At 67.9% G+C, this 26,487-nt stretch carries 24 protein-coding genes; 7 read left to right on the top strand and 17 right to left on the bottom strand.

Going from position 1 to position 26,487, the window contains the following annotated elements:
• Positions 1-4 precede the first annotated feature (4 nt).
• Positions 5-1,300 carry a DUF58 domain-containing protein gene (locus tag VG502_RS13950; protein WP_325550666.1) on the top strand — a complete coding sequence of 432 codons (1,296 nt, stop codon included), beginning with the start codon at positions 5-7 and terminating at the stop codon, positions 1,298-1,300.
• Positions 1,301-1,310: 10 nt separating this feature from the next.
• Here the strand turns inward: VG502_RS13950 and VG502_RS13955 are convergent, their stop codons facing one another.
• On the bottom strand, positions 1,311-2,306 hold the full coding sequence (locus tag VG502_RS13955; protein ID WP_325550667.1) for a stage II sporulation protein M: 996 nt from the start codon (positions 2,304-2,306) through the stop codon (positions 1,311-1,313).
• A gap of 25 nt (positions 2,307-2,331) precedes the next feature.
• Here VG502_RS13955 and VG502_RS13960 point away from each other — a divergent pair, with 25 nt between their 5' ends.
• The gene (locus tag VG502_RS13960; RefSeq protein ID WP_325550668.1) at positions 2,332-3,186 is read left to right on the top strand and encodes an RDD family protein; all 855 of its coding nucleotides are present in this window, start codon (positions 2,332-2,334) and stop codon (positions 3,184-3,186) included.
• Positions 3,187-3,271: 85 nt separating this feature from the next.
• Here VG502_RS13960 and VG502_RS13965 read toward each other — a convergent pair whose 3' ends face one another.
• The 3 genes from VG502_RS13965 to VG502_RS13975 are packed head-to-tail and all read right to left on the bottom strand — an operon-like array spanning position 3,272 to position 6,032.
• A complete protein-coding gene (locus VG502_RS13965) occupies positions 3,272-4,351 on the bottom strand; it encodes an adenosine deaminase (RefSeq protein ID WP_325550669.1) in 1,080 nt (359 codons plus the stop codon).
• Positions 4,344-4,700, bottom strand: coding sequence for a cupin domain-containing protein (locus VG502_RS13970; protein WP_325550670.1), 357 nt, complete (start codon positions 4,698-4,700; stop codon positions 4,344-4,346). Before VG502_RS13970 ends, VG502_RS13965 begins: the two co-directional genes overlap by 8 nt.
• A gap of 48 nt (positions 4,701-4,748) precedes the next feature.
• Entirely contained in the window at positions 4,749-6,032 is a 1,284-nt protein-coding gene (locus tag VG502_RS13975) for a thymidine phosphorylase (protein WP_325550671.1), read from the bottom strand.
• Between the two features lie 171 nt (positions 6,033-6,203).
• Between VG502_RS13975 and VG502_RS13980 the strand changes: the two genes are divergently transcribed.
• Both VG502_RS13980 and VG502_RS13985 read left to right on the top strand, forming a co-directional pair.
• Positions 6,204-6,563, top strand: coding sequence for a hypothetical protein (locus tag VG502_RS13980; protein ID WP_325550672.1), 360 nt, complete (start codon positions 6,204-6,206; stop codon positions 6,561-6,563).
• A 100-nt stretch (positions 6,564-6,663) separates the two neighbouring features.
• Positions 6,664-7,119, top strand: a complete 456-nt coding sequence (locus tag VG502_RS13985) for a hypothetical protein (protein ID WP_325550673.1) — start codon at positions 6,664-6,666, stop codon at positions 7,117-7,119.
• Here the strand turns inward: VG502_RS13985 and VG502_RS13990 are convergent, their stop codons facing one another.
• The 8 genes from VG502_RS13990 to VG502_RS14025 all read right to left on the bottom strand — a co-directional run bounded on the left by VG502_RS13990 (position 7,120) and on the right by VG502_RS14025 (position 15,271).
• Entirely contained in the window at positions 7,120-7,542 is a 423-nt protein-coding gene (locus tag VG502_RS13990) for a cytidine deaminase (protein ID WP_325550674.1), read from the bottom strand.
• 4 nt (positions 7,543-7,546) lie between these two features.
• Positions 7,547-8,899, bottom strand: coding sequence for an ABC transporter permease (locus VG502_RS13995; RefSeq protein WP_325550675.1), 1,353 nt, complete (start codon positions 8,897-8,899; stop codon positions 7,547-7,549).
• Complete coding sequence (locus tag VG502_RS14000) at positions 8,896-10,197, bottom strand: ABC transporter permease (protein WP_325550676.1); 1,302 nt, start codon at positions 10,195-10,197, stop codon at positions 8,896-8,898. Before VG502_RS14000 ends, VG502_RS13995 begins: the two co-directional genes overlap by 4 nt.
• The gene (locus VG502_RS14005; RefSeq protein ID WP_325550677.1) at positions 10,194-11,711 is read right to left on the bottom strand and encodes an ABC transporter ATP-binding protein; all 1,518 of its coding nucleotides are present in this window, start codon (positions 11,709-11,711) and stop codon (positions 10,194-10,196) included. Before VG502_RS14005 ends, VG502_RS14000 begins: the two co-directional genes overlap by 4 nt.
• 125 nt (positions 11,712-11,836) lie before the next feature.
• A complete protein-coding gene (locus VG502_RS14010; RefSeq protein ID WP_325550678.1) occupies positions 11,837-12,949 on the bottom strand; it encodes a BMP family lipoprotein in 1,113 nt (370 codons plus the stop codon).
• Between the two features lie 182 nt (positions 12,950-13,131).
• A complete protein-coding gene (locus VG502_RS14015; RefSeq protein ID WP_325550679.1) occupies positions 13,132-14,340 on the bottom strand; it encodes an amidohydrolase in 1,209 nt (402 codons plus the stop codon).
• Positions 14,337-14,750 carry a barstar family protein gene (locus VG502_RS14020; RefSeq protein WP_325550680.1) on the bottom strand — a complete coding sequence of 138 codons (414 nt, stop codon included), beginning with the start codon at positions 14,748-14,750 and terminating at the stop codon, positions 14,337-14,339. The genes VG502_RS14015 and VG502_RS14020 overlap by 4 nt, the downstream gene beginning before the upstream one ends.
• 65 nt (positions 14,751-14,815) lie before the next feature.
• Entirely contained in the window at positions 14,816-15,271 is a 456-nt protein-coding gene (locus VG502_RS14025) for a guanyl-specific ribonuclease (protein WP_325550681.1), read from the bottom strand.
• A 200-nt stretch (positions 15,272-15,471) separates the two neighbouring features.
• Between VG502_RS14025 and VG502_RS14030 the strand changes: the two genes are divergently transcribed.
• A complete protein-coding gene (locus VG502_RS14030; RefSeq protein ID WP_325550682.1) occupies positions 15,472-16,548 on the top strand; it encodes a hypothetical protein in 1,077 nt (358 codons plus the stop codon).
• An 83-nt stretch (positions 16,549-16,631) separates the two neighbouring features.
• Here the strand turns inward: VG502_RS14030 and VG502_RS14035 are convergent, their stop codons facing one another.
• The gene (locus VG502_RS14035; RefSeq protein ID WP_325550683.1) at positions 16,632-17,687 is read right to left on the bottom strand and encodes a quinone-dependent dihydroorotate dehydrogenase; all 1,056 of its coding nucleotides are present in this window, start codon (positions 17,685-17,687) and stop codon (positions 16,632-16,634) included.
• Complete coding sequence (locus tag VG502_RS14040; protein ID WP_325550684.1) at positions 17,687-18,787, bottom strand: mannose-1-phosphate guanylyltransferase; 1,101 nt, start codon at positions 18,785-18,787, stop codon at positions 17,687-17,689. Before VG502_RS14040 ends, VG502_RS14035 begins: the two co-directional genes overlap by 1 nt.
• 187 nt (positions 18,788-18,974) lie before the next feature.
• On the opposite strand from VG502_RS14040, the gene VG502_RS14045 reads away from it, so the two are divergent.
• On the top strand, positions 18,975-20,069 hold the full coding sequence (locus tag VG502_RS14045) for a glycosyltransferase family 4 protein (protein ID WP_325550685.1): 1,095 nt from the start codon (positions 18,975-18,977) through the stop codon (positions 20,067-20,069).
• 111 nt (positions 20,070-20,180) lie between these two features.
• On the top strand, positions 20,181-22,958 hold the full coding sequence (locus VG502_RS14050) for a glycoside hydrolase family 84 protein (protein ID WP_325550686.1): 2,778 nt from the start codon (positions 20,181-20,183) through the stop codon (positions 22,956-22,958).
• A 69-nt stretch (positions 22,959-23,027) separates the two neighbouring features.
• Here the strand turns inward: VG502_RS14050 and VG502_RS14055 are convergent, their stop codons facing one another.
• The 3 genes from VG502_RS14055 to VG502_RS14065 are packed head-to-tail and all read right to left on the bottom strand — an operon-like array spanning position 23,028 to position 26,480.
• Complete coding sequence (locus tag VG502_RS14055) at positions 23,028-23,762, bottom strand: succinate dehydrogenase/fumarate reductase iron-sulfur subunit (RefSeq protein ID WP_325550687.1); 735 nt, start codon at positions 23,760-23,762, stop codon at positions 23,028-23,030.
• Positions 23,762-25,741, bottom strand: coding sequence for a fumarate reductase/succinate dehydrogenase flavoprotein subunit (locus VG502_RS14060; RefSeq protein WP_325550688.1), 1,980 nt, complete (start codon positions 25,739-25,741; stop codon positions 23,762-23,764). The genes VG502_RS14055 and VG502_RS14060 overlap by 1 nt, the downstream gene beginning before the upstream one ends.
• 10 nt (positions 25,742-25,751) lie before the next feature.
• On the bottom strand, positions 25,752-26,480 hold the full coding sequence (locus VG502_RS14065; protein ID WP_325550689.1) for a succinate dehydrogenase cytochrome b subunit: 729 nt from the start codon (positions 26,478-26,480) through the stop codon (positions 25,752-25,754).
• Positions 26,481-26,487: the final 7 nt, after the last annotated feature.

The raw sequence follows: 26,487 nt of genomic DNA on the forward strand, positions 1-26,487 counted from the left end.
TCGCATGTCGCTGACCGGCCGCACGGCGCTGCTCGCAGCCCTCGGCATTGTCGTCGTGCTGGTGCACCCGGGCATCGCGACGGTCTTCTGGTGGTTGCTCGTCGTCGCGGCGCTGGTGGGCGTTGACCTCTGGTTGGCCCCGTCGACGAATTCCCTTGCCACGGAACGACTTCCAATCCCGCCCGTGCGGCTGGGCGAGACCGTCACGAGCACGCTCACGCTGCGCAACACCGGGTCGCGCGCCATACGAGGTGCCGTGCGCGACGCGTGGCAGCCGTCCGCCGGAGCACGGGGCGAACGTATGCCGTTACGCCTGCGCGCCGGCGAGCAGATCCGGCTGGTCGTCGAGCTGACTCCGACCCGCCGCGGCGACCGGCGCGCCGATCGATTGACGACACGGGCCGCCGGGCCGCTCGGCCTGGCGCTGCGACAACGCTCGGTTGAGGTGCCGGGCGCGGTGCGAGCGCTGCCCGCCTTCCCCTCCCGCCGGCACCTGCCCAGCCGGCTGGCGCAGCTGCGCCAGATCGACGGACGCTCCGCAGTTCGGATCCGTGGCCAGGGCACCGAATTCGACTCCCTGCGCGACTACGTCGACGGCGACGACGTCCGCAGCATCGACTGGCGCGCCACCGCCCGCCGGCAGCACCCGGTGGTGCGCACCTGGCAGCCCGAGCGCGACCGTCGGGTGGCGATCGTGCTCGACACCTCGCGCACGTCGGCGGCTCGCATCGGCGACAGCACCCGGCTGGACGCCGGCATGGACGCCACCCTGCTGCTGACCGCCCTGGCCTCCCGCGCCGGCGACCGTGTGAGCTTCGTCGCCGGCGACCGCACGATCCGCAGCCGCGTCGCCGGGATCAGTGATCGCGCCGAGCTGATGCACACCGTCATCAACGCGATGGCCCCAGTGGAACCCGCACTGGTGGAAGCGAATTGGCGCACGCTGCTGGGTGCGGGCGGCGCTCTGCCCAAGCAGCGCTCGCTGCTGGTCCTGGTGACGCCGTTGGAGCCGGCCGCCATACAGGAGGGATTGCTGCCGGTGCTCGCCAACGTCGCGCTGCGGCACCGCGTGGTGGTCGCCTCGGTCGCCGACCCCGGCGTGCGTGCCATGGCGACCGAGCGCGCCACCGTCGAGCAGGTGTATGACGCCAGCGCAGCCGAGCGCACCGAGCTGCTGCGGACCGACACACGGGTCGCGCTGGAACGCCTCGGAGTGACCGTCCTGGACGAGGAGCCGGAGGCCCTGCCGCTGGCCCTCGTGGACCACTATCTGCTGCTGAAGAGCCGCGGCCTGCTCTGACGGGACAGCATCACGCACTGACCGGACGCGCCGCGCTCTGGTCCAGCTCGGCGACATCACCGGTGACGCCCGCGGCAACGGCGCGCCGACCGAGCACGAACACGTAGGCCAGGAAGGCGATCTCGGCGAGCACGCCGATCCCGAGCCGTGCCCACGTCGGCAACGGCGACGGCGTCACGAACGCCTCGATCGCCCCACTGACCAGCAGCACCCCCACCAGACCGATCGCGACGACCACGATGGACCGGCCCTCGTGCGCCATCGCGTCGGCGCGAGTCCGGGCACCCGGCTCGACCCAGGACCAGAAGAGTCGCATCCCACATCCGGCAGCGACGAAAACCGCTGTCAGCTCGAGAATCCCGTGCGGCAGGATCAGCCCGAAGAAGTCGCCGCCGTGGCCGTAGGACACCATGATCCCGCCCTGCACGCCGACATTGAGCACGTTGTTCCACAGCATCCAGATGATCGGGAACCCGAGCACGCCCAGCGCGATGCACATCGCGGCCACCCAGGCGTTGTTGGTCCACACGCGGGTCGCGAAGTCGGCACCGCCATACTCCGAGTAATAGTCCCGGAAGTCGTGATTGACCAGCTGTTGCGCGGCCTGCGGCGAGATGAACGACGCCTGGACATCGGGATTGCGTGCCACCCACACGCCGAGGACGACCGCGACCACGACATTCGCCAGCGCCGTGCCGATCCACCACCACCGGGTGCGATAGAGCACCGCCGGGAAGTCACGGATCACGAAGTCCGCCAACCGCGACCAGGTCATCGTGCGACGCCGCAGCGATGCGGTGCGCGCCCTGGCCAGCACGGTGGACAGGTATTGCACGACGGTCGGGTCCGGCGCCGCCGAGCGGATGAGCGACAGGTGCGTCGCCGCCCGCTGGTAGAGATCGAGCAACTCGTCGGCCTCGGCGCCGCTCAGCGTCCGGCGTCCGCTCAGCGCGCGCAGCTGCTCCCACTCGGGGTAGTGCGCGGTGACGAACGCATCGAGGTCCACGCGCAGCAACTATAGGCTGGTGACCATGCCGAGCGAAGGTGTCGCCACGCAGCCCGTGCGTCGCCTGCGCGGTGCGGACAGCGACCTGATGATCACGGGCGAGGCAGTGCTCATCGACGTCCCGTCGGCGCCGCTGCCCACCCGGCTGCTCGCCGCCCTGATCGACTGGGTCGGCTACATCCTGCTGCTCGTCGGCCTGGTGTTCCTGGTGACCTTCGCCTCCGTCGGCGGCAGCGACGCCACCGTCAACACGCTCCTGCTGCTCAGCCTGATCTGCTGCTTCCTGGTCGTGCCGGTCACCGTCGAGACGCTCACCCGTGGCCGGTCGCTCGGCAAGCTCATCGTCAAGCTGCGCGTCGTGCGCGACGACGGCGGACCGATCGTCTTCCGGCACGCCTTCGTGCGCGGACTGATCGGTGTCATCGAGTTGCCGTTCCTCAGCGGGGTCCCGGCGGTCATCGCGTCGGTCTCCAACTTCCGTGGCAAGCGCCTGGGTGACTTGGCCGCCGGCACGTATGTCGTGCGCGAGCAGACCGGGCTGAAGCTGAGCCCGCCGCCACCGCCCCCGCCATACCTGCGGGCCTGGGTGACCGGGGCGGACCTGGCACCCCTGCCGGACGGTCTGGCGCTGGCGATCCGGCAGTTCCTGATCCGTCGCGCGTCGCTGACGCCGGCGGCACGCAGCGCGCTGACCACCAACCTCCTGCAGCAGGTGATGCCGCTCGTCTCGCCGCCCCCGCCCGCGCATACCCATCCGGAGGATGTGCTGTCGGCGGTGCTGACCGCACGCAGCGACCGTGAGGCGGCCCGGCTGGCGCGCGAGCAGGCGACGCGCTCCCGCCTGCTCCCGCCTGACCTCATGAGACAGCAGCGTCCCTAACCAGCAACCGTTTTCACTTACGCACGGGTTTCCGCCCGATCAGCGTCCCCAACCAGCAACCGTTGTCACTTACTTACGCACGGGCTCAGGCGCCGAGGGCCCCGTCATACCCCGGTTTGATGACGTCGTCGATGATCGCCAGCCGCTCGTCGAAGGGCAGGAAGGCCGACTTCATCGCATTGATCGTCACCCAGCGCAGGTCGTCCACGGTCCAGCCGGCCTCGTCGACCAGCAACTGCATCTCGCGCGACATGGAGGTGCCGCTCATCAACCGGTTGTCGGTGTTGACGGTGACCCGGAAACGCAGGTCCTTCAACCGCGTGATCGGGTGTTCGGCGATCGAATCGGCCGCTCCCGTCTGCAGATTGGACGACGGGCACATCTCCAACGGGATCCGCCGGTCACGCACGTATGCCGCAAGCAGCCCCAGCTTCTCCGTCGGCTTCCCGAAGTCGGTGATGTCGTCGACGATGCGCACGCCGTGCCCCAGCCGCTCGGCGCCGCACCACTGGATCGCCTCCCAGATGCTCGGCAGGCCGAACGCTTCACCGGCGTGGATGGTGAAGTGCGCGCTCTCCCGCTGCAGGTATTCGAACGCGTCCAGATGCCGCGTCGGCGGGAAGCCGGCCTCGGCACCGGCGATGTCGAAACCGGCGACACCCTCGTCGCGATAGCGCACCGCGAGCTGGGCGATCTCGGTGGACTTCGCCGCGTGGCGCATCGCCGTCAGCAGCGCACGCACGACGATCCGGCCGCCACTGGCGCGCTCACCGTCGCGGAAGCCGGCGTTGACCGCCTCGACAACCTCCTCGAGCGTGAGCCCGGCCTCGAGGTGCTGCTCGGGCGCATACCGCACCTCCGCGTAGACCACACCGTCCTCGACAAGGTCCTGCGCACACTCGGACGCCACCCGTCGCAGCTGCTCAGCCGTCTGCATCACCGCGACCGAGTGCTCGAACGTCTCCAGGTAACGCTCGAGCGAGCCGGAGTCCGCGGCCTCCCGGAACCACCGGCCGAGCGACTCGGCGGCGGGCGCGGGCAGTGCGTCATACCCGCTCTGCTGCGCGAGCTCCACGATCGTCGCCGGGCGCAGGCCACCGTCGAGATGGTCGTGCAACAGCACCTTGGGCAACGCCTTGATGTCGGGGCGGATGTCGTCACTCATCACGGTGCACCGTGTCCGGTGAGAAGGCCGGCAGGCAGACGGCGATGTAGTCCGCGCCCTCCGGCCCCGTGGAATACCGAATGCGTTCTCCCGCAGTTGTTTTCAGCGACTCACCGGCATTGACCGTGGTGGTCTCCCCATCGCCATGCTCCACGATCACAGCGCCGCGCAACACGACGGTGAACTCGTCGAACTCGGGCGTCTGGAACGGCTCGGACCACTCGCCCGGCGCCTGCATGTGGGCGACGCTCACCTGCTGCTCACCGGTGCTCGCAGCGCCGATGTGCTCGTCGATGATCTTCCCTCCGGGCACCGGGATGCGCACGGGATCTACGTAATGATCAACCATCCCGACACTCTAGTGAGTACCGCGAGGGTCATGGGTCGAATATCGCGGTCACGCGATGCGGTCGATCACCAAAGGCGTTGTCCCTGCTTCGGATTCACCGATCGACCAGGCGCCCTGCAGCGCTTCGGCCGCCCGGGCGAACCGGTCGGGAGTGTCGGTGTGCAGCGTGAGCAGCGGCTGCCCGGCGGTGACGCGGTCCCCGGGCTTGGCATGTATGACGACACCGGCCCCTGCCTGCACCGGATCCTCCTTGCGTGCCCGGCCGGCACCGAGCCGCCAGGCAGCGACCCCGACCGCGAGCGCGTCGAGCCGTTGCAGCACCCCGCTGCTGTCGGCGGTCACGACCTCGGAATTCGTGGCGACCGGGAGCGTCGCGCCCGGGTCACCACCTTGGGCGGAGATCATCCGGCGCCATACGTCCATCGCCCGGCCGTCACGCAGCGCCTCGGCGGGGTCGACGTCGGATTTGCCTGCGGCCGTGAGCATTTCGCGCGCCAGCGCCACTGTCAGCTCGACCACGTCGGCCGGCCCGCCACCGGCGAGCACGTCGACCGACTCCTGCACCTCCAGCGCGTTGCCGGCGGTCAGCCCGAGCGGTGTCGACATGTCGGTCAGCAGCGCGACCGTCCTGACCCCCGCATCGGTGCCCAGGTCGACCATCGTGCGAGCGAGCTCGCGAGCCTGCTCGGCGGTCTTCATGAAGGCACCGCTGCCGACCTTGACGTCGAGCACCAGGGAACCGGTGCCCTCGGCGATCTTCTTGCTCATGATCGAGCTGGCGATCAGCGGGATCGCCTCGACGGTGCTGGTCACGTCGCGCAGTGCGTAGAGCTTCTTGTCCGCAGGTGCCAGTCCGGCGCCGGCCGCGCAGATGACGGCACCGATCTCGTCCAGCTGCCGCAGCATCGCGTCGTTGGACAGTTCCGCCTGCCAGCCGGGGATCGACTCCAGCTTGTCGAGCGTGCCGCCGGTGTGCCCGAGGCCGCGGCCGGACAGCTGCGGCACCGCCACGCCATACACGGCGACCAGCGGCGCCAGCGGCAGGGTGATCTTGTCCCCCACTCCCCCGGTCGAGTGCTTGTCGGAGGTCGGCCGCGACAGCGAGCCGAAGTCCATCCGCTCGCCCGACGCGATCATGGCCGCGGTCCAGTGCTTGATCTCCTCGCGACTCATGCCGTTGAGGAAGATCGCCATGGCCAGCGCCGACATCTGCTCGTCGGCGACGACGCCGCGCGTGTAGGCGTCGATGACCCAGTCGATCTGTTCCTTGCCCAGTGGCTGCTTGTCCCGCTTGCGGGCAATCACATCGACGGCATCAAAGTTCTCGGTCATACGCGCGATCCTGCCAGGCAACGCCCAATGCCCGAAACGGGCCACGAATAGGGCACAGTGGTGTCCGGTCCCGGCCGGGAGGACGCCGGGAACCATCACGCACATCGGTGCGTCCATGTACCGGTCATGAACGCACTTCACACCCTACGAACTCGTCACACGGAGGACCCCATGAAGCTCATTTCCCGCACCGCGGCCGCTGCCCTGGTGATCAGCCTGCCGATGGCGCTCGGCGCCTGCGGCGGCGACAGCAAGCCCGCCAAGGCCGACGTCAAGGCCGGCTACATCAAGGCCATCAAGAAGAACGTCGGCGCCTCGGGCACCAAGGTCCCCGACTCGCTCTACAAGAAGATGGCCGACTGCATCGTCGACAAGTCGTATGACGACCTGAGCTCGGACACGCTCAACAAGCTCAAGGACGGCAACGCCACCGCCGAGACCAAGGTCAAGTCCGACGACAAGGACACCCTGGACAAGGCCAGCAAGGAGTGCCAGACCAAGGTTGCCGCCGATATGAAGAACGTCGGCTGACGCTCCTCCTGACAATCCGCGAACGACGCCCCGGCCGGTGAAACCGACCGGGGCGTCGTTGCGTCATACCTTCGACAGTTGACCCTCCGGAGAGGACATCATGCGTTCGCTTCCCGCCAAGCAGGCTGCCGCTGCGGCGCTCCTGCTCACCCTTCCGTTGAGCCTGGCCGCATGCAGTTCGGGCTCGTCGGACAAGTCCGGCAAGGCGACCACTCCGGCGTCGCCGGCCGCCACGTCGAGCAACGCACCGGCGACGAGCGGCGACACCGATGGCGGTTCATCTGCCGATGCCGGCAAGCCCAGCAGGGCGCAGGTCGCGGACGGTATGACGAAGTACTTCGTCGGCAAGGGCGTTCCGCGCTCACTGGTCGACGATGTGGCCAATTGTGTGGCGGACAAAGGCTATTCGCAGTTCTCGGACGACACGCTGCGCGCGCTGAAGAGCGGCAAGGTCAACCAGCTGAACCCGCTCGACTCCGGCAAGCTCGCGAAGGTCACCACAACCTGCCTGGCCGCGGGTAAGGGCGGCGGCTCACTGCCCAGCAGCGTCGGCTGATCAGCCGACCGAACCCTTCGGGGCATCGGCGACGTGCTGCAGGTCCGCGAGCCCGAAGGCCTGCGGCAGCACCTGCTCCATCGACTGAACACCTTGCGGGGTGAGCAGCTCGCAGTCGGCGCCGCCGTGCTCCCAGAGCAACTGTCGGCACCGGCCGCACGGCATCAGCGGCTCGCCGAGCGCGTTGACACAGGAGACCGCGACCAGCCTGCCGCCCCCGGACCGCACCAATTCGCTGACCATGCCGCACTCCGCGCACAGCGTGACGCCGTACGCGGCGTTCTCGACGTTGCAGCCGGAGACGACCCGCCCGTCGTCGACCAGGCCGGCCACACCGACCGGGAACCTGCTGTAGGGCACGTAGGCGTGCCGGGCTGCCTCCACCGCCTCGGTGGTGAGGGCGTCCCAATCGACGTCCGGCATGGAGTCACTCGCCCTTGACATACGGCTCACCGTCGGCCGCGGGTGCGCGCACCCGGCCGACCAGACCGGCGACCGCGAAGATCGTCGCCAGGTACGGCAGCATCTGCAGGAGGTTGGAGTCGATCTTCACCGGCGTGGCCAGCAGCGACAGGGCGACCTGTAGCGCACTGGCGAAGCCGAAGAACAAGGACGCACCCAGCGCACCGCGCGGCGTCCAGCGACCGAAGATCAGCGCGGCCAGTGCGATGAAGCCCTGACCGGAGGTCATGTTCTTGTTGAACTGGCCGACCGAGCCGATGGTCAGCGCGGCACCGGCCAGGCCGGCGATGCCGCCGCCGATGATGACGTTCTGGTAGCGCAATCGCAGCACGTTGATGCCGACGGTGTCGGCCGCCTTCGGGTGCTCGCCGACGGCGCGGGTGCGCAGCCCCCAGCGGGATCGCAGCAGCATCACGTCGATGATGATGACGATCGCGTACATGAGGTAGGTGATGATCGTCTGGTTGAACAGCAGCGAACCCACCACGGGGATGTCGCCGAGCACCGGGATCTTGATCGGTGAGAAAACCGCCGGCTGGTTGGTGCCGTTGCCGTTGTTGGCCATCACGGCGTCATACAGGTAGCCGGTCAGACCCAGCGCGAAGGCGTTGATCACGACGCCGAGGATCACCTGGTTGACGGTGAACTTGATCGCGAACACTGCCAGCAGGGCACCGACCACGCCACCGATGAGAACGGCGGCCACCAGGCCGATCCAGCTGCTGGCGATCGTGCCGAACAGCGCACCCGCGAACGCGCCGAAGAGCATCTGGCCCTCGATCGCGACGTTGATGACGCCGGTCTTCTCGCACATCACGCCGGCCATCGAGCCGAGGATCAGCGGTGTGGCCAGGAACAGCGTCTGGTAGAGCAGCGAGCCGACCTGCACCGACTGCTTGCCCTCGGTGCCGGCCCAGGTGAGGAACGCGACCAGGAAGAGGACCCCTGCGCAGATGCCGACCCAGCGCAGCGTGCGCTTGCTGAAACCACGCACCAGCTGTGCCGCGCCGAGCAGCATGATGATCACGCCGCAGGCGACGATCACGCCCACACCGGGCACCGAGAACTTCGGCACCGAGATGCCGGGGTCGTTGCCGTTCAGGTCGAAGGTCGTGGAGGACGAGCCCGCGGACAGGCCGAGCACGACCGCGGCGACGAGGCCCAGGCCGACGATCGCGGCGCCGGTGCCGATCCGTCGCGCTGTGGTCTGCTTCAGCTCGACGACGTGTTGCTCGATGACCGTGCCGGGCGCGACCTCGACGGTCTCGACCGCAGAGTCCACCACCCCGGTGGAGTCCTTGTTCAGCTCGGGGCTCATCCGTTCCATCCCTTCGCCAGGACTGCCGACCCGGCGGACTTGCTGCGCCGCAGGCGGAAGACCAATCGGATCAGGCCGGGTGCGGCGATGAAGATCACCACGAGGGCCTGCAGGACCTGCACGAGGTCCGGTGGGGTGGGCGTGGACGCCTGCAACTGTCCGCTGCCCGCGGTCAGCGCGCCGAACAGCAGCCCGGCGGCGAACGTGCCCCATGCCGTGCCCCGTCCGAGCAGCGCGACGGTGATCGCGGTGAAGCCGACGCCGCCGTCGACGCTGGCGGTGATCTGGTAGTTGTTCGCGTCACCCAGCACCTGGGACGCTCCCGCCAGACCACACAGCGCGCCGACGACGACCATGACGCCGATGTAAGTGGCCGAGATGCTCATGCCGGCCGTGCGCGCGGCGTCCTGGTTGGCGCCGACCGCGCGGACGCGGAATCCGAACGTGCCGTACTTCAGCAGCCACCACACGAACGCGGTCGCGACGATCGCCAGGATGAACGAGAAGTTGACCCGCAGGTCCGAGCCGAACAGGTGCCAGAACTGCGCGTTCCCGTCGACGGTGCGCGACACCGCCTGGCTGTATGGCGGTGCCTGGAACCACGTCTGGGTGAGCAGCCAGTTGATGAAGAAGATCGCGATGTAGTTGAGCATGATCGTGGTGATCACCTCGTGGGCACCGGTCTTGGCCTTGAGCAGACCCGCAAGCGCGGCCCAGATCGCACCTCCGATGATGCCGCCGAGGATCGCCACGACGATGTGCACCACGGCCGGCAGATCCCACGCGAAACCGATGTAGCCGGCCAGTGCCGCCGACATCAGGATCTGGCCCTGCGCGCCGATGTTGAACAGACCGGCGCGGAAGGCGAGCGTGACCGACAGGCCCGCCAGGATCAGCGGTGTCGCGTAGACCAGCGTCTCGGAGATCGGCGACAGCGCCTGTCCGCCGTTCGGGTTGTAGATCGCGCCCTGGAAGAGCGCCACATAGGCGTTCTTGACGGCGCTCCAGCCGGCGCTGAGCGTGTCGCCGGGAGCCGCGGTGAAGTACTTCGCGGTGTTGCGGGTCGTCTCGTCCGAAGCGACGATCAGGATCGCGCCGACGATCATCGCGCAGATGACCGCGAGCACGGTGACCACCGCGGGATGGTCACTGCGCAGGATCTGCGAGATCGTCTCGTGGGTGTCGTCCTCGTCGGACCGGGCCGTCGCGACGTCGGGCGTCACCGGCTCCTTCCCGGGCTCGGGAGTGCTCTCCTCCCCCGCGTCCTTCTTCCCGAGGTCGGGCCCGTCCCCGTTCATGCTGTCTCCTTGGTTTCGGAGGTCTGGCCGGCCATCAGCAGGCCGAACTCCTCCGCTGTCGCGGTCGGCGGCAACTCGCCGATGATCTTTCCGGCATACATGACGCCGACCCGGTCGGCGAGGCCGATGACCTCGTCGAGCTCGGTGCTGACCAGCAGCACGGCGGTGCCGCGGTCGCGCTCCTCGACGATGCGCTTGTGCACGAATTCCTGGGATCCGACGTCGACGCCACGTGTCGGCTGCGAGACGACCAGCAGCCGCAGCGGGCGACTCATCTCGCGCGCCAGCACGACCTTCTGCTGGTTGCCGCCGGACAACGTCGACGCCGCGGCCTCGGCGCTCTGGGTGCGCACGTCGAACTCGTCGACCCGCTCGCGGGCGTTGCGCGAGATCGCGGCCAGGTTGAGCGACACGGAGTTGCCGAAGGGCGCCTCGTCATACGTGTCGAGCACGAGGTTCTCGGCGATGCTGAAGCTGCCCACCAGGCCGTCGTGCATACGGTCCTCGGGCACGTAGCCGACGCCGCGGCCGAGGATCTTGTCGGTCGACTCGTCGGTGACATCGGCCCCCTCCAACCGGATGCGGCCCGCGGTCGGCTCGATGAGCCCGACGATCGCCTCGGTGAGCTCGGACTGGCCGTTGCCCTGCACGCCGGCGATGGCGTAGATCTCCCCGCCGCGAACCTCCAGGGACACGTCGTCGACGAGCACCTGGCCGGTCGGGCCGGTCACGCTCAGGCCCTCGATGTCGAGGATGACGTCGCCCGCCTTGGCGGGCTCCTTGTCGACCTTCAGCTGCACCGGTCGGCCGACCATCATCGCGGCGAGCTCCGAGGGGCTGGCGCTCGGCTCGGCCTGGCCGACGACCTTGCCACGACGAATGACGGTGATCGTGTCGGCGATCGCGCGGACCTCGCGCAACTTGTGGCTGATGAAGACGATCGACGTGCCGTCGTCCTTCAGCGAGCGCATGACGTCCATCAGGTGGTCGGTCTCCTGCGGTGTCAGCACTGCCGTCGGCTCGTCGAGGATCAGCACCTTGGCGTGCCGTGCGAGGGCCTTGAGGATCTCGACACGTTGCTGGATGCCGACCGGCAGGTCGCCGACCAGCACGTCGGGGTTGACCTCGAGGTGGTAGTCCTTGGACAGGTTGCGCACGACCTCGCGCGCCTTCTTCTGGTCCAGGATGCCCGCCGAGCGGGTGTATTCGTCGCCCAGCATGACGTTCTCGGCGACGCTCAGCACCGGCACCAGCATGAAGTGCTGGTGGACCATGCCGATCCCGGCGCGCATCGCGTCGCCGGGACCGTTGAACTTCTGCGGCTCACCGTCGACGACGATCTCGCCGTCGGTGGGTTCGTAGAGCCCGTAGAGCACATTCATCAGCGTCGACTTGCCGGCGCCGTTCTCACCCAGCAGGGCGTGGATCTGCCCCGGCTCGACCACCAGGTCGATGTGATCGTTCGCCGTGAACGACCCGAACTTCTTGGTGATGCCACGCAGTTCGAGTTTCACTCGTGCTCCTTGTCCACTTCACTGGCGGGGCGCCGTGGATCGCACCGCTCCCCCGCCATACTCCCCACACGCAGGCCGTGGGTGGTCGGCAGCATAGTTGCCGACCACCCACGAACTGGTCATTCTTACTTCGGCTGGCTCGGCGAGGTGATCTTGATCTTGCCGGAGGTGATGTCCGCCTTGACCTGGGTGATCTGCTTCTTGAGGTCAGCGGGAACCTTGGAGTCGAACTGGTGGTACGGCGACAGGCCGACGCCGTTGTCCTTCAGTGTGCCGACGTAGTTGCCGGTCGGGAACGTGCCGTCAGCCGACTTCTTCAAGTAGGTCTCCACACCACCGGAGAGGTTCTTGGTCGCGCTGGAGATGAAGTACTTGCAGTAGTTGGCGGCGCTCTCGCAACCGTCGGTGTCGACCCAGATCAGGTTGAGCTTGCCGCCGGAGGCCTGCGCGGCCGCGCCGGCGCCGAGGCCCGACGCCCCGGCGACCGGGAAGACGATGTCGGCGCCCTGGCTGACCATCGCCTGGGTGATCGACTTGCCCTTGTTCTGGTCGGTGAACGAACCGGAGAAGGTGCCGCCCTTCTGGTTCTTCTCGTTCCAGCCGAGGACCTTGACCGACTTCTTCTTGGTCTTGTTGAAGTACTGGACGCCCTCCCAGTAGCCGTCCATGTAGATCGTCACCGGCGGGATGGACAGGCCGCCCCAGGTGCCGACGGTGCCGGTCTTCGTCATACCCGCTGCCAGGTAGCCGGCGAGGAAGCCGGCCTGCGCGGTGTTGTACTCGATGCCGTAGATGTTGGCGGCGCTCTGGTTGCCGTTGTCGATCTCGGCGAAGTGGACCTTCGGGAACTGCTTGGCGACCTTCTTCAGCGCATCGCCCATCAGACCGCCGACGGCGATCACCGAGTCACAGCCGCCCTGGGCGTACTTGGTGAGGTTCGGCGTGTAGTCGCTGCCGGAGTTCGAGGGGACGTACTTGACCTTGATGTTGGGGTTGGCCTTGGCGGCAGCCTGCATGCCCGCCCACGAGTTCTCGTTGAACGACTTGTCGTCCACACCACCGGTGTCCAGCACCATGCAGGCGCTGAGCTTGTTGCCGGAGGCGGTGCCGGGCGCGGCGGCCCCCGACCCCTTGGCGCCGCCGCTGGCGGAGTTGTTGTCTGCCGGTTTGCTGCCACAGCCGGCCAGGGCCATCGCGGCGATGGCCGAGACGGCCGCAATCTTCATCACCGAACGCACGGTGTCTCCTTTTGTTGGTGCACTTCTACTGAAGGTGGCTCCGCGGTTGCGGGTGCCGAAGGCGTGGACGTTTCCCCCAAGGTCAGTCACCCGCGGTGGGGCAAGTCGGCAGCCTAGCGGGCGGATCGTGACCGGGCCCACAGATCGGGCTTCTGCGACCGAACTGTTATCCGCCCGCGGCGTCATACCTCGCTGAGGGCTGCTACGGCGAGCAGGCGCGCGCCGACTCCGATCGCGGTCTCGTCGATGACCAGGTCGCCCTGGTGCAACTCGTAGGTCGGCCCGCCGGGCGCGCGGGTGCCGAGCCGGGCGAGCGCTCCGGGCGTCGCCTGCAGGAGCCAGGAGAAGTCCTCGCCGCCGAGCGACTGACGCGTCGGCACCACGCTGTGCTCCCCCTCGGTCGCCTGCGCCGCGGCTGCGAGCGCGGCAATCGCCTTGGTGTCGTTGACGACCGGCGGCACACCCCGGATGTGTTGCACCTGCGCGGCCACCTTGTATGGCGCAATGACCTCCTGCACCACCTGCGCGACGAGCCCGTCCACGCGCTTCCACTCGTCGGCGTCGAGCATCCGCAACGTGCCGACGATGCGTCCGGTGGCGGGTATGACGTTCGCGGCATTGCCGGCGTCGACCTGCCCCCAGACCAGCGCGACGCCGGACCTCGGGTCGAGGCGACGGCTCAGCACCGCGGGAACCTCGGTGAGGACCTTGCCGAGCGCGAAGGTGAGGTCTGCGGACAGGTGGGGCCGGGAGGTGTGGCCACCGGGTCCGGTCAGGGTGATGTCGATCGCGTCGCAGGCCGCGGTGATCGGTCCGGCGGTGAGGCCGATCGTGCCGACGTCGATGCTGGGGTCGCAGTGCACGGCCAGCGCGCGGTCCACGGTGTCCATCGCACCGGACGCGAGCACGTCGTGCGCCCCGCCGGGCATGACCTCTTCGGCGGGCTGGAAGATGCACCGGATCGCGAGACTTCGCGCGATCAGGGAGGACTCGATCGACTTCAGCGCCAGCGCAGCTCCGAGGACAACGGTGGTGTGCACGTCGTGCCCGCAGGCGTGGCACACGCCGTCGACCGTGGACCGGAACGGCAGACCGCTACGCTCGGGGACGGGGAGCGCATCGAGGTCCGCACGCAGCGCGACGCGGCGGGACGGGTCGGTCGCACCGAGGTCGGCGATGAGTCCGGTGCCCGGGAGCGCGGTGACCTCCATGCCGGCGGCGGTCAGGGTCTCGCGCAGGAACGTCGTGGTGCGGGTTTCGCGGCGGGCGACCTCCGGGTGGGCGTGCAGGTCGCGGCGCCAGGTGATCAACTGCGGGAGCAGCCGCTCGATCTCGACGACAGCGGCCGCAGCAGGGTCCACCGTCGTGCACGAAGAGGCAAGGTCACTCACAAGTCGTTCATGGTACGTCCGGTGTTCGCCTGACCTGCGACCAGCACCAGGAAAGCGCTCAGTCCGCGGCTCTGCGCCAGCCCCGCGCGCTCGGCGAAGATCTCCGCCGCCGTCTCGCGCACCGGCGCCTCGAGCGTGCCCGCTCCGCGCCACAGCACCAGGGTGCCCGGGGTGTCGTTGACGTCCGTCAGGCTGTCCGCGAGTGCGTCCCAGTTGTTGCCGAACCAGTCCGGCAGGTCGAAGGCCTTGCGGCATACATCGAGGAAGTGCGCCTTGTCGGTGCCTTGCGAAGTGTTGAGTTCGACCGTGCGCCAGCCCTTTTCGCTGGCAGCGGCACGCGCACCGTCGGTGTCGTCGGTCGGGTGCAGGCCGGACGCGCCCTGCTCGATGAGATCAGCTGGTGTGGTCACTCGCTACGCTCGCATTCTCTCTGTCGCGCCTCTGCCCTCGCCTGCGTGCTCGGCTCGGTCGGCGCTCATTGCACGATCCTCATGAAACTCTCGTAGTGGTCGGAGGTGTAGTAGAGCGTCCCGTCGCGGGCCTTGATGATCCGGCGCGCGCCACGGTCGGATGAGCCCGGGGTCTCGACCGTGTATTCGTGGTAGTAGCCGGAGGATTCGCGCGGCAGCAGGCGCTCGCGGTTCTGGAACACCACGCCGTCCTGGTGGTAGGGGAACGGCCCGCCCGACTTGATCAGCGCCAGCGTCGTGCGCGCCTCGTCGGGCAGCTGCGCGACGGCCACCGTCGGCATACCGTCATCGCGGTTGTTCTGCTGGGCGCCGCTCGTCGCACCCGGCGTCACGCCCGTGGCGGGGCTCGCTCCCGAGCTGGTCGCGCAACTCGCCAGCACGCAGATGAGTGCGATGAGCGCGAGCAGACCGAAGACACCGGGTATGAAGAGTTCCCGAATTCGCTTGACCCGATGCAGCATTCGGCCAGGTTACCGGTGACGCGCCCCGACTCGGCGCAACAAACCGCCTCCCCCACACACCGACAGGCGCACCCACCGACCGAGAGGAGTACGAAATCTCCCCAATTTCGTAGTCCCCTCGGTCGTTCGGCACTCCTCTCGGCCAGTGGCTGTGGACAACTTCTGCGCCGAATCCCGTCCCCGCGCCACGCTGTCACAGCATGAACGCCATTCAGCCCTTGATGTCGTCCCCCGAGCCGAGGTTCGATGCCGCGTCGCTCGCCGCACATGTCGCACAGCGGGCGGCCGACGTACGACGGCTGCGCGGGCTCTTTGCGCCCACTTCCTTTGGAAAGCTCGGCCTGATCACCAATATCGACCCGTATGCCGAGCCCGCCTCCGGGTCATGGTCCCGGTTGCGTCAGGGGGCGTTCATGGCAGGAGACCCTGCCGGCCTCAGTGCACAGGAACGCCTCATCATGATGGCGATCGCCATACGCCAGGCCGCGCAGCAACCGCCGATCTTCACCCACAGCACGGCCAGGGCGATCCTGGACCTGCCGTCCATCGGTCGGGATTCGCACCTGATCGAGCTTGCGAAGCCTCCTGGCAGAGCCGGTAGGTCGCCCCAGGCTCGTCGACGGCGGACGTCCATCGAGCCGACTTGTCTGAAGATCGACGAACTGCTGGTGACCACCATCGATCGGACGATCATCGACAGCGCTCGCGAACGAAGCCTCGAGTCCGCCATCACCACCGCCGATGCCGCGCTGCAGCGGGAGATCGCAGACACCGGGTCACTTCTTGCCCAGGCACGTGCGCTGCCGAAAGGATCACGCGGTTGCAAGATGGCGGAGCTGGCACTCTGTCTCGCCGACGGTCGGGCCGAATCTCCCTTGGAGTCGCTGAGCCGGACCCGGATGTTCCAACTCGGTCTGCCGAAACCTGAGCTCCAGGTCAACTTCTTCGACGCATCGGGATTCATCGGGCGAGTGGACTTCTTCTGGCGCCGGCTCGGCATCATCGGAGAGGCGGACGGCCGAATGAAGTTCCGCGTCGCCGAAGGTCTGACAGGCGCCGAAGCGGAGGAACGGGTATGGCGAGCAAAGCGCCGTGACGACCGGCTGCTCCGTCACCCCGATGTGGCGAAGATCGGTCACTGGGACTGGGGCGAAGCGCTCGACTCGCCCGTGTTCGCCCGGATGATGGCCGAGCTCGGTGTCCGCCCGGTGAGAGATGGCGGCTGGCCGGTGCCCGATGGCCCGCTGCCTCGCAAGTCTCGGGCGGTGTGTCTCTGACCGAGAGGCGTAGCAAGCGATCGAGAGGAGTACGAAATCACCCGGATTTCCTACTCCTCTCGGTCCTTCGGTGCGCCGCTCGATCAGGACGATGCCAGCGCGCGGTTCAGGTCGGCGACGAGCGCCGGGCCGTGGTAGATGAAGCCGCTGTAGACCTGCACCAGCGACGCGCCGGCGTCGATCAGCGCGCGACCGTCGTCGGCGGTCATCACTCCCCCGACCCCGATGACCGGCAGTTGCGAGCGGGAGGCGATGCGCTCCACGACATACCGGGCACGGCGCGTCAGGGGTGCGCCGCTCAGTCCGCCGGCCTCTTCCGCGAGCGGCAGGTCGGCCTGGGCCAGGCCCTCCCGCGACAACGTCGTGTTCGTCGCGATCACGCCACTGGCATCCGCCCGCTGCGCGACCTCGAGCACGTCGTCGATCGCGCCGTCGGTCAGGTCCGGGGCGATCTTGACGAAGATCGGAGTGCGCGAGCGCGCTGCTGTCGCGGTCACCAGCTCGGCCAGCAACTCCGCCAGCGGCTCCTTGTCCTGCAGCGACCGCAGCCCCGGGGTGTTGGGGCTGGAGACGTTGACCGCGAAGTAGTTGGCGTGCTCGTCGAGTGCGGCGAGGCTGGCCAGGTAGTCCTCGATGGCGTCCTCGACAGGGGTCACCTTGGTCTTGCCGATGCTCACACCGATGGGTATGCCGATCGGCCCCACCTCGGCAAGGCGGTCCGCGAGCGCCTGGGCGCCGTTGTTGTTGAAGCCCATCCGGTTGATGATCGCGTCGCTGCCGCGCAGTCGGAAGAGTCGCGGCTGCGGGTTGCCGGGCTGTGCGTGCGCGGTCACCGTACCGAGCTCGATGTGACCGAACCCCAAGTGTTTCCAGACCTTGACGCCGACACCGTCCTTGTCGACGCCGGCCGCGAGCCCGACTCGTCCGGGGAACCGCACACCCGCCACCTCGACAGGCGACGCTGGTTGCGGCATACCCAACCCCAATGCCCGTATGGCGGAAGGCTTCTCGCCGAGCTGCGCCATCCGACGCAGGGTGAGGTGGTGCGCGGCTTCGGCGTCGCCGCCCCCGACCCTGAACAGTGCGGGCCGCACGGCGGCGCGGTATCCGGCGCCGAGAGCCCAGGTCGGCAATGCCATCAGATGAGTTCTCCGCGACCGCCGGATTTCAGCCGTTGCACCACGCTCTTGACGTCCTGCGCCCGTTCCCGGGTGGTGACCAGCAAGGCGTCGGGGGTGTCGACGACGATGATGTCCTTGACCCCGAGCGTCACGACGACGCGCCCGGAGCGCGGTGCGATGACGCCAGTCGTGTCCTCGGCGACCACATCCTCGGCGTTGCCGAGCACCTTGACCCCGTCGATCGAGTCGCTCAGCAACGAGCCCAACGAGTCGAAGTCACCGACATCGTCCCAATCGAAATGCCCTGGGATCACTGCAACTCGACCATCGGCCGCCGCGGGCTCCGCGAGCGCCTTGTCGATCGCGATCTCGGTCAGCCGCGGCCACAGCTCGGTGAGTCGCAGCGGATTGTCCGCGATCGCACGCAGGTCGCCGGCCAGGCCGGGCTGGTAGTGGTCGAGCATGTCAAGGAGCATGCTCGCACGGAAGACGAACATGCCTGCGTTCCAACGGTATTCGCCGCTCGCGAGATAAGAACGCGCGGTCTCGACATCGGGCTTCTCAACGAATGAGTCGACCCCGTGCGCGCTCGGCGCACCCTCGACGTCGAGCGGCTTGCCGAGCTTGATGTAGCCGAAACCCGTTGCCGGGCCTTTGGGTTCGATGCCGATCGTCACCAGTCGGCCGGTGCGCGCGACGGCGATGGCCTCGCGAACGCTGACCCGGAACGACGCATCGTCACGGATGACGTGATCCGCAGCGAACGATCCGATGATCGCGTCCGGGTCACGCTGCTCGAGAATGGCCGCTGCGAGGCCGATGGCCGGCATCGATTCCCGCGGGGACGGCTCGACCAGCAGCGAGTCGATGCCGAGCTCGGGCAATTGCTGGCGCACCTCGGGGGCGTGCCGCAGACCGGTCGCGATCAGCAGCCGGTCCTCCGACAGCGGCGCCAGGCGGTCGACGGTGCCCTGCAACAGGGACCAACCCGACCCGGTGAGATCGTGCAGGAACTTCGGTGAACCCGAGCGCGAGAGCGGCCACAACCGGGTGCCCGAACCACCGGCGGGTATAACTGTCCAGAAGCCCTCGATGGGTCCGGTTTGCTCGGTCGACATGACCAACAAGCTAATGCACGTTCTTCACTCCTCGCTCACGGCATTCGCCTGCCCCGGCTTTGCCGGTCGCAAGCGCCCTGCAACGCCGGCGCAGCGTATGCCCGCGACCCTGTGTTGATCGGAACTTCACGGGCTCGGACACGGGCCATTCACCTGGCGGCCACCTTCGGCGCGCAATCTGAGCAGCGTGCGGATAGCAATCGTCACCGATTCCTTCATTCCGGCGTTCACCGGAGTGACCACCAGCGTGTGCCAGGTGCTGGACCGGCTGGCCACCACCGGGCACGAGGCGATCGTGCTGTGCCCCGGTCCCGCGCCCTCGTCATACCGCGGATTCCCGGTGCGGGCCGTGCGCGGCGTGACTGTCGGAGGCCTGCGGCTGCGCGGGCGGACCGCCGAATTGGAGCGCCACCTGGCCGATTTCGCCCCGGACGTCGTGCACGTCGCCTCCCTGCAGGGGCTGGGCACCCGCGGCCTGAACGCCGCCGACCACCTGGGCATCCCGAGCGTCGCGATCTTCCAGACCGACCTGCCCGGCCGCCTGGCGCACCCGGCGTCGAAGTCGTTGCGCCGCTCACTGTCCGTCGCCGGTATGACGCTGGCCCCCAGCACCGCTGCGATGCAACTGCTCTCCGACCACGACGTCCCCCGTGTCGGTCACTGGGCCCGCGGGGTCGACACGACCGTCTTCCACCCCAGCCGGCGTACCAGTGAACTGACGCGCGAGCTGCGCCAGTGCCTGGCACCGAACGGCCAGACGATCGTCGGGTATGTCGGCCGGCTCGCGCCGGAGAAGGAGTTGCACCGGCTCGCCGAACTGGCCGACCTGCCCGGCGTTTCGCTGGCGATCGTCGGCGACGGCCGCGAACGGGACCGGTTGGAGCAGCTGATGCCCCGCGCGTCGTTCCTCGGGCACCGTCAGGGCATGGAGCTGGCCGGGACCTACGCGGCGTTCGACCTCTTCGTCCACCCCGGCCGCCACGCGACCTTCGGGCAGACCCTGCAGGAGGCGATGGCCTCGGGGCTGCCCGTCGTCGCACCCGCTGCCGGTGGTCCGCTGGACATCGTCCGGCCGGGTGTCACCGGCCTGCTCTTCGACCCCGATCGCTGCGGTGCCTTGCGGGAGACCGTCGGTGGCCTGGTCGCCGACTCGGACATGCGGGCGCGGATGGGTCGCAGCTCCCGGACAAAGATCGAGCTGCGCAACTGGCCGGCCGCCGTCGACGAGCTGGTCGGCATCTACCAGCGGGTCACCACCCGACGGCGGCTCCGGGTCGCCTGAGCCGGCGCCCCATTCCTCACGGCAACACCACCGGGCGCCGAAGTTCGCTAGCGTCGGGCGTGTCAACTGGCCCGGGCGTCCCACCGGGCCGGCCTGAGGAAGGGACTCCCGGTGACCGCTCCCACGCCCCGTACCCGCCGTCGACCCGCTTCGCGTCATACCTCCGGCCGCAGCGCAGTCGCGCTCGGCACCGCCGTCACCGTCGCCTTCGGCCTCTCCGGCGCGAGCGTCGTTCCGGCCCGTGCGACAGGCGAAAACGCCGCAGCGACAACCACTTCCGCGCTGCCCACCGTCTTCCCCGTCCCGCAGCAGATGCACGCGGCAGGTGATCAGGTGCCGCTCAGCGGCAAGGTCCTCATCATCACCGGGGACGATCCGGACGCGGCCACCGTCGCCCTCGTGCGCCGCATCGTCACGGCGGCCGGCGGCGACCCCGTCGTCAGCAGGACCGCGACCGGCGGCGGCAAGCGCATCTATCTCGGCACGGTCGCGAACAACCCGGCCATCGCCGACGCCGTCGACGGTCTCGGTGCGAAGAACGCCACCGGTTTGGAGGCGGACGGCTACGTCCTGGCCAGCGGTGCGTATGACGGCCACCCGACCATCGCGCTCAATGGCGTCGACCAGCGCGGCACCTATTACGCCGCGCAGACGCTGCGGCAGCTGGTCACGAACAACAAGGTCCCCGGTGTCAGCATCCGCGACTGGCCGCTGATGCCGATCCGCGGCGCGATCGAAGGGTTCTACGGCATCCCGTGGTCACACCGGGCCCGCCTCGACCAGCTGAAGTTCTACGGCGAGCACAAGATGAACACCTACATCTACACGCCGAAGGACGACCAGCTGCTGCGCGCGAAATGGCGCACGCCATACAGCGGCTCGGACCTGGACCGGATGAAGGAACTGGTCAAGACGGCGAACGACAACCACGTCGACTTCACGTTCGCGCTGTCGCCGGGCAACGACATCTGCTACTCCTCCGATGCCGACCTGAAGGCGACCGAGGCGAAGTTCGATCAGTTGCGCGAGCTCGGCGTGCGCTCCTTCTACATCGCGCTGGATGACATCCCACTGAAGTTCCACTGCGATGCGGACAAGGCGAAGTACCCCGACAACGGTGACTGGCACTGGCTGGCCGACGCGCAGGCCGACTACCTCAACCGGATCAACCACGACTACATCAAGCCGAACGGCCTCGAGCCGCTGCAGACCGTGCCCACCAACTACAACGGATCCGGACCCGACCCCTACAAGGGCGAGTTCGGCAAGCGGCTGGACGACGACGTGCTGGTCCAGTGGACCGGCGAAGGTGTCTTCTCCGACACGATCACCGCCGAGTCGGTGCAGCGCGCGAGCACGTCATACAACACCGACCACCTCTACATCTGGGACAACTTCCCGGTGAACGACGGCAAGCGGGGGCGTCTCTTCCTCAACCCGCTGACCGGGCGCGCGCCCGACCTCTACAAGTACATCGACGGGTTCACCTCGAACCCGATGATCGAGCCGTACGCGTCGATGCCGGCACTGGCCAACTACGGCGACTACACCTGGAACGGCCCGAAGTATGACGCCACGGCGTCGATGTCGGCGGTGCTGGACGAGCTGGCCGGGCCCGATGCCGGCACGCGCGAAGCGCTGCGGACCTTCGCCGACCTCAATCAGGACTGGCCCTACCGGCCGACCACGCAGAAGGCGCCCGCGCTGAGCAAGGACATCGCGGCGTTCTGGAAGTCACGTTCGGACGGTCATGCGACCGGCGCCGCCGCGCTGACCAAGCGGCTCACCGCGATCGTCGCGTTGCCGGACAATCTCAGCGGTATGGCGCAGCCCGGCTTCACCGGTGACACCGGGCCGTGGATCAACGCTGCCGCGAAGTGGGCGACCGCGTTGCAGCACGAGATCGCGATGCTGCAGGCTCTCGACGCCGGGGACGGCTCGACGGCGGCACGCGAATACTTCGCCGCCCAGGACGCGATCACCGCTGCGAAGCAGCCCACGGTCCCCGACCAGGGTTCGGACGGCAAGCCCAACCCGAACTCCATCGTCCCCACGGTCGGCGACGGGGCGTTCGAGGCGTTCACTGCCATGGCGAACAAGGAGTTCATCAACTGGCTCGGCGCGAAACCTCTTGACACCAAAGGATATCCGAGCACTCCCAGCAGCTCGATGGGCACTTATTCCTCGTATGCCGTCAGCCGGATGACCGACGGCGATCTGTCGACTTACTACTGGTCGAACGCCGCACCGTCGGTCGGCAGCAACGTGAAGGTCGACCTCGGTTCGGTGCAGCAGGTGGGCAACGTCGTCGTGCGCCAGTCCGACAGCGACAGCGAGACCGGCGACATGATCTACCACGCGGCGCTGGACTACTCGAGCGACGGCGAGAACTGGACGACGGCCGCGGACTTCGAGACCCAGCCGGTGGTTCGTCATACCTTCGCCACCCCGGTCCAGGCCCGCTACGTCCGGCTGCGCGCGACGGCCCTGAACCCCGGTGGCAAGTGGGTGAAGATCCGCGATTTCGCAGTGTCCGCCACCTCCCCGGTCTCCTCGAACCTGCCGGCGGCGAACGGCAGCGGGCCCGCGGACGCGTTCGACGCCGACCTGGGCACGGCATACCGGGCGGGTTCGGAGCCGGTCGACGGGTCCTATCTCGCGCGCACGTATGACGAGCCGGTCTCGCTGCACGAGGTGGCTGTCGTCGGCACCGGCGCCGGCGCGTTGCAGGTGCAGCACGACGGCGAGTGGTCGACTGTCGGGCAGCTGTCGGCGTCCTCGTCATACGCACGAGGCGACGTGGACCCCGCGTGGCAGGTCACCGGCGTACGGATCCGCTTCACGGCGGGTTCGGCAGCGCCCGTGATCAGCGAGCTGGTCGCGCGGTAGGGCGTCATACAGCAGAAGGGCCGGTCGGGAAATCTCCCGACCGGCCCTTCTGCTGTCGTATGACGAACCTCAGCCCTTGGCCTTCATGAAGTCGTGGTTCAGCTGGCTGATGACGTCCAGCGGGATCTCCTTGGGGCACGCCGCCGAGCACTCGCCGAGGTTCTGGCAGCCGCCGAAGTCCTCCGCGTCGTGCTGGTTGAGCATCTTGACCACCCGCGAGTCGCGCTCGGCCTGGCCCTGCGGCAGCTCACCCAGGTGGGTGATCTTGGCGCCGAGGAACAGCATCCCCGACGCGTTCGGACACGCGGCCACGCACGCACCGCAACCGATGCAGGTCGCCGTGTCGAAGGCGCGGTCGGCCTTGTGCTTCTGCACCTGCAGGTTGTTGGCCTCGACGGCTGCCCCGGTGTTGACCGAGATGTAGCCGCCGGCCTGGATGATCCGGTCGAACGCCGAACGGTCGACGATCAGGTCGCGCACGAGCGGGAACGCCTGCGCGCGCCACGGCTCGATGGTGATCGTGTCGCCGTCGGAGAACGAGCGCATGTGCAGCTGGCAGGTCGTCGTGACCTCCGGACCGTGCGCCTCGCCGTTGATCATCAGCGAGCACATGCCGCAGATGCCTTCGCGACAGTCGGAGTCGAAGGCGACCGGCTCCTCGTCCTTCTCGGTCAGCTGCTCGTTGAGCACGTCGAGCATCTCCAGGAACGACATGTCCTGCGAGATGTCGGTGACCGGGTAGGTCACCAGCTCGCCCTGCGCATCGGGGCCGGCCTGGCGCCAGATCTTCAGTGTCAGATTCATTACTTGTAGCTCCGCTGCTTCAACGCGATGTTCTTGTAGACGAGGTCTTCCTTGTGCAACACGGGTGGCTCGAAGCCGCCCTGGTCACCTCCGGCGAACTCCCAGGCAGCGACGTAGGCGAACTTCTCGTCGTCGCGCAGCGCCTCGCCGTCCTCGGTCTGCGACTCGGATCGGAAGTGACAACCGCACGATTCGGTGCGGTGCAGCGCGTCGATGAACATCAGCTCGGCGAGCTCGAAGAAGTCGGCCACCCGGCCGGCCTTCTCCAGCGACTGGTTGAGCGTCGCGGCCGAACCGGGCACCTTCAGGTTGCGCCAGAACTCCTGCCGCAGCGACCGGACCAACTCGATGCCCTTGCGCAGCCCGGCATCGTTGCGCTCCATGCCGCAGTACTCCCAGACGATGTTGCCGAGCTCCTTGTGGAAGGAGTCGACCGTCCGGTCGCCGTTGATCGACAGGAACTTCTCGATCCGGTCCTCGACCGACTTGCGGGCTTCGAGCACCTCCGGCGCGTCCTCGGCCACCGGCTCGAACGGGCCGTTCGCGAGATAGTCGCGGATGGTGTTCGGCAACACGAAGTAACCGTCGGACAGGCACTGCATCAGCGACGACGCACCGAGGCGGTTGGCGCCGTGGTCGGAGAAGTTGGCCTCACCGGCGGCGAACAGGCCCGGGATGGTGGTCTCCAGGCTGTAGTCGACCCACAGGCCACCCATCGTGTAATGCACTGCGGGGTAGATGCGCATCGGCACCTTGTAGGGGTTCTCCCCGGTGATCCGCTGGTACATGTCGAAGAGGTTGCCGTACTTGGTCCGCACCGCGTCCTCGCCCATCCGCTCGATGGCGGCGGCGAAGTCGAGGTAGACACCGCGCCGGAAGTCGCCGACCTTGGGGCCGACACCGCGGCCCTCGTCGCAGACGACCTTCGCCTGCCGGCTACCGATGTCACGCGGCACCAGGTTGCCGAACGCGGGGTACTTGCGCTCGAGGTAGTAGTCGCGGTCCTCCTCGGGTATGTCGCGCGGGTCCTTCTCGCAGTCCTCGGCGCGCTTGGGCACCCAGATCCGACCGTCGTTGCGCAGCGACTCGCTCATCAGGGTCAGCTTCGACTGGTAGTCGCCGGCGACCGGGATGCAGGTCGGGTGAATCTGCGTGTAGCACGGGTTCGCGAAGTAGGCACCCTTGCGGTGCGCCCGCCAGGTGGCCGTGACGTTGCAGCCCATCGCGTTGGTCGACAGGTAGAAGACGTTGCCGTAGCCGCCGCTGGCCAGCACGACCACGTCGGCGAGGTGTGTCTCGATCTCGCCGGTGACCATGTCGCGGGCGATGATCCCGCGGGCCTTGCCGTCCACGATGACGAGTTCGAGCATCTCGTGGCGGGTGAACTGCTCCACCGTGCCGGCCGCGACCTGACGCTCCATCGCCTGGTAGGCGCCGATCAGCAGCTGCTGACCCGTTTGGCCACGCGCGTAGAAGGTGCGAGCCACCTGCACACCGCCGAAGGAACGGTTGTCGAGCAGACCGCCGTAGTCGCGGGCGAACGGCACACCCTGTGCGACACACTGGTCGATGATGTTCGCGCTGACCTCGGCCAGCCGGTAGGAGTTGGACTCCCGCGAGCGGTAGTCGCCGCCCTTCACGGTGTCGTAGAAGAGGCGGTAGACCGAGTCGCCGTCGTCGTTGTAGTTCTTGGCGGCGTTGATGCCACCCTGGGCGGCCACCGAGTGCGCCCGACGCGGGCTGTCCTGGTAGCAGAACGACTTCACGTGGTAGCCGGCCTCGCCGAGCGTCGCGGCGGCGGCGCCACCGGCCAGCCCGGTGCCGACGATGATCACCGACAGCTTGCGCCGGTTGGTCGGGTTGACGAGCTTGTTCTCGAACTTGGCCTTCGTCCACATCTGCTCGATGGGGGCCTCGGGAGCCTTGCTGTCCTCGATCTTGTCGCCGAGTTGGTAGAGGTCATCGATGAGTTCTGGCATCGGCAATTCCTTACTTGATTCCGCCGAAGGCGATGGCGAGCGGCGGGATGACGAAGCCGACGGCGACGATCAACGCGACCACGACGGCGACGATGTTGGCGGTGGTGCGGGCGCGGACGGTGGAGGTGAAGCCCAGCGTCTGCGCGGCACTCCAGATGCCGTGCCGCAGGTGCATGCCGAGCGCGATCATCGCCAGCACGTAGATCACGGTCAGCCACCACACGTTGAAGCTGTGCACGACCAGCATGTAGGGGTCGTTCTTGATGGCCGCGCTGTTGCCACCGTCACCGACGTTGATCTTCGGGTTGGTGAACTCCAGCAGGTGCCAGATCACGAAGAGCAGCAGGAAGGTGCCACCCCAGCGCATCCACCTGCTCGAGAACGTCTGCGCCACGGACTTCTTCACGACGTAGCGCTGCGGCCGGGCGGCCTTCGCCCTCGCCCACAGGGAATAGGCGGCGTAGGCGTGCAGCACGACGCTGACACCGAGCACGATTTCCATGATGGTCAGGAAGCCGTGCCGCGGCAGCATCGGCTCGCCGATGGTGCGCAGGTGCTCGGAGTATTCGTTGAAGGCCAGATGGCCGTCGAAAAGCTTGTAGAGATTGCCGTACATGTGGGCAATCACGAAAAGCACGAAGATGATGCCTGTCACTGCCATCAGCACCTTGAGGAAGACGGTGCTTCCTGTCTTACCGGTGCGGGCTCGAGGCGGCTTGGAGACGGTTGAGGTTGCCACGGGCTTC

This window comes from Flexivirga sp. (assembly GCF_035551235.1).
Lineage (GTDB): Bacteria > Actinomycetota > Actinomycetes > Actinomycetales > Dermatophilaceae > Flexivirga.

Bases quoted from the DNA above. Each gene is read 5' to 3' on its own strand.
- VG502_RS14030 (WP_325550682.1), top strand. From the start codon at position 15,472: ATGAACGCCATTCAGCCCTTGATGTCGTCCCCCGAGCCGAGGTTCGAT.
- VG502_RS13950 (WP_325550666.1), top strand. From the start codon at position 5: ATGTCGCTGACCGGCCGCACGGCGCTGCTCGCAGCCCTCGGCATTGTC.
- VG502_RS14035 (WP_325550683.1), bottom strand. From the start codon at position 17,687: ATGGCATTGCCGACCTGGGCTCTCGGCGCCGGATACCGCGCCGCCGTG.
- VG502_RS14060 (WP_325550688.1), bottom strand. From the start codon at position 25,741: ATGCCAGAACTCATCGATGACCTCTACCAACTCGGCGACAAGATCGAG.
- VG502_RS13980 (WP_325550672.1), top strand. From the start codon at position 6,204: ATGAAGCTCATTTCCCGCACCGCGGCCGCTGCCCTGGTGATCAGCCTG.
- VG502_RS13990 (WP_325550674.1), bottom strand. From the start codon at position 7,542: ATGCCGGACGTCGATTGGGACGCCCTCACCACCGAGGCGGTGGAGGCA.
- VG502_RS14025 (WP_325550681.1), bottom strand. From the start codon at position 15,271: ATGCTGCATCGGGTCAAGCGAATTCGGGAACTCTTCATACCCGGTGTC.
- VG502_RS14055 (WP_325550687.1), bottom strand. From the start codon at position 23,762: ATGAATCTGACACTGAAGATCTGGCGCCAGGCCGGCCCCGATGCGCAG.
- VG502_RS14040 (WP_325550684.1), bottom strand. From the start codon at position 18,787: ATGTCGACCGAGCAAACCGGACCCATCGAGGGCTTCTGGACAGTTATA.
- VG502_RS13965 (WP_325550669.1), bottom strand. From the start codon at position 4,351: ATGAGTGACGACATCCGCCCCGACATCAAGGCGTTGCCCAAGGTGCTG.
- VG502_RS14000 (WP_325550676.1), bottom strand. From the start codon at position 10,197: ATGAACGGGGACGGGCCCGACCTCGGGAAGAAGGACGCGGGGGAGGAG.
- VG502_RS13995 (WP_325550675.1), bottom strand. From the start codon at position 8,899: ATGAGCCCCGAGCTGAACAAGGACTCCACCGGGGTGGTGGACTCTGCG.
- VG502_RS13960 (WP_325550668.1), top strand. From the start codon at position 2,332: ATGCCGAGCGAAGGTGTCGCCACGCAGCCCGTGCGTCGCCTGCGCGGT.
- VG502_RS13985 (WP_325550673.1), top strand. From the start codon at position 6,664: ATGCGTTCGCTTCCCGCCAAGCAGGCTGCCGCTGCGGCGCTCCTGCTC.
- VG502_RS13970 (WP_325550670.1), bottom strand. From the start codon at position 4,700: ATGGTTGATCATTACGTAGATCCCGTGCGCATCCCGGTGCCCGGAGGG.
- VG502_RS13975 (WP_325550671.1), bottom strand. From the start codon at position 6,032: ATGACCGAGAACTTTGATGCCGTCGATGTGATTGCCCGCAAGCGGGAC.